This window comes from Achromobacter sp. 1011791174, from assembly GCF_059760925.1.
In genome coordinates this window covers 1-4,319 of sequence record NZ_JCBANH010000177.1, presented here as the reverse complement: position 1 = coordinate 4,319, position 4,319 = coordinate 1, and the positions used below count along the sequence as shown (strand labels likewise).

General features: G+C 69.8%; 5 protein-coding genes. 4 read left to right on the top strand and 1 reads right to left on the bottom strand.

The genetic code is table 11. The annotated features are described in order from the left end of the window. The 4 genes from AC6LJ5_RS29955 to AC6LJ5_RS29940 all read left to right on the top strand — a co-directional run. A partial coding sequence (locus AC6LJ5_RS29955) for an enoyl-CoA hydratase-related protein (protein WP_498142414.1) occupies window positions 1-800 on the top strand: 800 nt, incomplete at its 5' end. Then, window positions 784-1,662, top strand: coding sequence for an alpha/beta fold hydrolase (locus AC6LJ5_RS29950; RefSeq protein ID WP_498142413.1), 879 nt, complete (start codon window positions 784-786; stop codon window positions 1,660-1,662). The genes AC6LJ5_RS29955 and AC6LJ5_RS29950, both read left to right, overlap by 17 nt. Window positions 1,663-1,669: 7 nt before the next feature. Then, a complete protein-coding gene (locus AC6LJ5_RS29945) occupies window positions 1,670-2,515 on the top strand; it encodes a DMT family transporter (protein WP_103274433.1) in 846 nt (281 codons plus the stop codon). A gap of 125 nt (window positions 2,516-2,640) precedes the next feature. Next, entirely contained in the window at window positions 2,641-3,279 is a 639-nt protein-coding gene (locus AC6LJ5_RS29940; RefSeq protein ID WP_498142412.1) for a class I SAM-dependent methyltransferase, read from the top strand. A 74-nt stretch (window positions 3,280-3,353) separates the two neighbouring features. Here the strand turns inward: AC6LJ5_RS29940 and AC6LJ5_RS29935 are convergent, their stop codons facing one another. Further along, complete coding sequence (locus tag AC6LJ5_RS29935) at window positions 3,354-4,286, bottom strand: 2-hydroxyacid dehydrogenase (RefSeq protein ID WP_498142411.1); 933 nt, start codon at window positions 4,284-4,286, stop codon at window positions 3,354-3,356. Window positions 4,287-4,319: the final 33 nt, after the last annotated feature.

The window sequence follows — 4,319 nt, the reverse complement described above, 5'->3', positions numbered from 1 at the left end:
CGCCCGTCCTCGTCCAGTTCGACCCCAAGCGCCGCTGCGCCGAACTGCGCCTCTGCCGCCCCGAAACGGCCAATCTGCTGGACCAGGGCGTCATCGCCGCCCTGACCAACGCATTGCGCGAGCTGGCCGGACAGGCCGGCCTGCGCGCCATCGTCCTGTCGGCCGAGGGCGACACCTTCTGCGCCGGCATCGACCTGCGCTGGATGCAGGCCGGCGCGCACGCCTCGCCGGCCGACAATCTGCGCTCGGCGGCGACGCTGGCTCGCCTGTTCAAGGCGATCCACGACTCGCCGGTCCCCACCATCGCCAAGATCCAGGGCGATGCGCTGAGCGCCGGGCTGGGGCTGGTGGCGGCCTGCGACATCGCCATCGCCAACGATCACGCCCGCTTCCGGACGCGCGAAGTCCGCGTCGGAATTCTGCCGGCGCTGATGAGCCCCTATGTGGTGCAGGCGCTCGGACCCAGGCTGGCGAAATACCTGTTCCTGACGGCCAGGCCCCTGTCGGCGCAGGAAGCGCTGCAGGCGGGCCTGCTGCACCAGATCTGCCCGAGCGGCGAGCTGGACGGCCTGGTGGCCAGCTGCGTGGACGACATCGTCCAGGGCAGCCCGGCCTCGCTGCCGGCGACCAAGGCGCTGGTGCAGACCGTCGCCCATCGCGCCGTGACTGATCAGGTCGTGGCGGAAACCACCGCCTGCATCGCCGACTTCCGGGCGCGCGGCCAGGCGCAGGCCGGCATCGCCTGCGCCATCGATGGCGTGCTCCCACCTTGGATGGAAGACCATGAATCATCCCGATAGGCGCGCCGAGAACGCGCCCCGCCAGCTGAGCATCGGCTGCGAGATCGGCGGCGCCACCTGCCGCGTCGCCGTCCACGAATGGGGCCGGCCCGACGCCGAACGCGTGGTGCTGTGCCTGCATGCCCTGAACCGCAACGGCCGCGATTTCGATTTCCTGGCGCGGGCGCTGGCGGCGGACCGGCGAGTGCTCTGTCCCGACCTGCCCGGCCGGGGCGACAGTGACCGCCTGGCGGACCCGGCTGACTACAACCACCAGACCTATCTGCGCGTGCTGCACGCGCTGGCGGACTCGGCCGGCCTGCGCGACCGGCCCGTGGACATCATCGGCACGTCGCTGGGCGGGATACTGGGCATGATGTATGCCGCGACGCATCCCGACGCGGTGCGCGGCCTGGTGCTCAACGACGTGGGCACCGTCACCGCCGGCGAGGTCTTCCTGAAGGCGGCGCGCTCGATCCAGCGCGAGGTGCGCTTTCGCAGCCTGGAGCAGGCGGTGCTCACCTTCAAGATCATGACGGCGTCCTGCGGACCGCTGTCGGACGCGCAGTGGCGCGCCGTCTCCGACCACATGATCGAGCCGGACGGCGCGGGCGGCTACACGCTGCGCTACGACACCCGCATCGCGGAGCAGCTGTTGCGCGACGCCGGCGCGGACCTGGACCTGTGGCACTGGTATGAGCGGATCCGGGCCCGCGTGCTGCTGGTGCGCGGCGCCAATTCCGATGTGCTGACGGAGGAGAACGCCTGCGCCATGGCCACACGCGGCCCGCGCGCCGAGCGTTACACCGTGGCGGGCACGGGGCATTTCCCCATGCTGGTCAAGCAAGACGAAATCAACGCCGTCAAACACTTCCTGGGCTGAATTCTCCATGACTCCCCGCCTGTTCGCGCTGACCCTGCTGTCCCTGCTGGCCTTCGCCGGCAATTCCCTGCTGTGCCGCATCGCGCTCAAGCAGACGCCGATCGATCCGACCAGCTTCGTCGCCATCCGGCTGCTCTCCGGTGCGCTGATTCTCTGGCTGGTGCTGTATCTGCAGCGACAGTCCCGCAACCTGGAAGGCAGTTGGTTCGGCGCGCTGGCGCTGCTGGCCTATGCCATGACCTTCGCCTATGCCTATTCCCAGATCCCGGCCGGCACGGGCGCGCTGCTGCTGTTCGCCTCGATCCAGATCAGCATGATCCTGTACGGGTTGATCATTGGCGAACGGCTGTCCTTCTTGCAGAGCATCGGTGTGGCCTTCGCGGTCAGCGGGCTGGTCATGCTGATGCTGCCCAGCGTCGGCGCCCCGCCCCTGTTCTATGGCTTCCTGATGATCGTCTCGGGCATCGCCTGGAGCGCCTACTCGGTGGCGGGCCGGGGCTCTCGCAATCCGGCCTCGGCCACCGCCGGCAACTTCATCCGCGCCACGCCGATCGCCCTGGTGCTGTTCTTCCTGCAGTTCCAGGCATCGCACGTGGACCTGGACCCCACCGGCGTGATCTATGCGGTGGCGTCCGGCGCGGTGACCTCGGGCCTGGGCTACATCCTCTGGTACGCGGCGCTCAAGGAGCTGAAGGTGACCCACGCCGCCACGGTGCAACTGAGCGTGCCGGTGCTGACGGCGTTCGGCGGCGCGCTGTTCCTGGGCGAGGCCGTGACGCAGATCCTGGTGGCCGCTTCGGCGCTCATCATCCTGGGCGTGTCGCTGGTGGTGCTGGTCAAGCGCCGGGCCTGAATCCGATCGGGCCGGGTCCGGTCCACGCCCGGGCCGGCGGGCATCCGTCCGCCTGGCGCCAGGGCCGCCGGTGTATGCTGCCTTGCGCCAGGCCCCGCCCCGCCTGCCCAAGGACCGACCGCCCCATGACATTGAGCAACGATGCCCGCTTCTGGGACCGCAGCGCGCGCCGATACGCGGCCGCCGCCGTCTCGGATCCGCGAGGCTATGAACGCACGCTGCGGCGCACCCGCGAACTGCTGGAAGAGAACGACCATGTGCTGGAACTGGGCTGCGGCACCGGCAGCACCGCGCTGCGATTGGCGGACGGCGTGGCCAGCTACCTGGGCACGGATTTTTCACCGGCCATGATCGCGATCGCGCAAGAAAAGCTGGCCGCCGCCCCGGTTGCCGCCCTGTCCTTCCTCGCCGCGACGGCCGAGGATCCGGCATTGCGGGCCGGCCAGTACGACGCGGTGCTGGCGTTCAACTATCTGCACCTGGTGCGCGATCTGCCCGGCACGCTGCGGCGCATCCACGCACTGCTGGCCGACGGCGGCCTGTTCATCTCCAAGACGGGGTGCCTGGGCGACATGAATCCGTTGATCCGGCTGGCCTTGCTGCCGGCCATGCGCGCCATCGGCAAGGCGCCCTATACCGGCGCGTTCAGCGCCTCGGCGCTGGAGCGGCAAGTGGCCGCCGCCGGGTTCGAGATCCTGGCGACGGAACGCCACGCCGACCGCGGCAGCGATCGGCGGCCGTACATCGTCGCGCGCAAGCGCTGAGCACCGCATCGGTCCGGCGCGCGTCCGCGCGCAGCCGGCACGGTGCTGCCGCCTCGTGCCGCGTTAGACCGGCGTTAGACCGGCGTGACCACGCCGCGCCCGGAAAAATGCCCCTCCAGGTTTTGCAGGTAGATCGTGAATTGCGCTTCCACGCTCTCCGGCGACCAGCCGCCCACGTGCGGCGTCAGCAGCAGGTTGTCCAGCGCCAGCAGCTCGGCGGGTGGCTCGGGTTCGCTTTCATAGACGTCCAGGCCCGCGCCGGCGATGACGCCGTCGCGCAGCGCGGCCGCCAGCGCCGCCGTGTCGACGATGCTGCCGCGTCCCAGGTTCAGCAGGTATCCCCTTGGCCCCAGCGCCCGCAGCAATTCGGCATTGACCAGGTGGCGGGTCGAGGCGCCGCCGGGCGCCACGCACAGCAGCACGTCGCACCATTCGGCCATGGCGGTCAGGCTGTCGAAATACGGGTGCGCCGAGCCGGGCTTGGGATTGCGGTTGTGATAGCCGATGCGCAGGCCGAAACCCTGAGCGCGCGTGGCGATCTTCTCGCCGATGGCGCCCATGCCCAGGATGCCCAGGCGCTTGCCGGAGATGCCGGGCGGCACCGGGATCTGCGTGCGCCAGACGCCGGCGCGGCACTGCTGGTCCAGCTTGCGGAAATTGCGCACGACGGCAATCAGCATGCCCATGGCGTGGTCGGCGACGCAGTCGTCATTGGCGCCACGCCCGTTGGTCATGACGATGCCGCGCGCCCTGGCGGCGGCCGCGTCCACGGTCTCGTAGCCGGCGCCCATGCAGGACACCAGCTCCAGCCTGGGCATGGCCGCGATCTCCTCGCCGCTCAGGCCGATGGTGCCGATGGTCAGCACCGCGCGGAACGCCTGGCCCCGCTCCCGGATCGCCTGCTCGCGCGCCACGTCGGTGATGGCGTAGGTGACGTCGAATCGCTGCGACAGGATGCCGAGCTGGTGTTCGGCAATGGGACAAAGAATGAGCAGAGGGATGGTCATTTCGGCTGGCGGCAAAGGGAGGAATGATGCCGG

What these genes read in the sequence shown, in the direction of transcription:
- AC6LJ5_RS29950 (WP_498142413.1), top strand. Translation starts at nt 784, where the DNA reads ATGAATCATCCCGATAGGCGCGCCGAGAACGCGCCCCGCCAGCTGAGC.
- AC6LJ5_RS29945 (WP_103274433.1), top strand. Translation starts at nt 1,670, where the DNA reads ATGACTCCCCGCCTGTTCGCGCTGACCCTGCTGTCCCTGCTGGCCTTC.
- AC6LJ5_RS29940 (WP_498142412.1), top strand. Translation starts at nt 2,641, where the DNA reads ATGACATTGAGCAACGATGCCCGCTTCTGGGACCGCAGCGCGCGCCGA.
- AC6LJ5_RS29935 (WP_498142411.1), bottom strand. Translation starts at nt 4,286, where the DNA reads ATGACCATCCCTCTGCTCATTCTTTGTCCCATTGCCGAACACCAGCTC.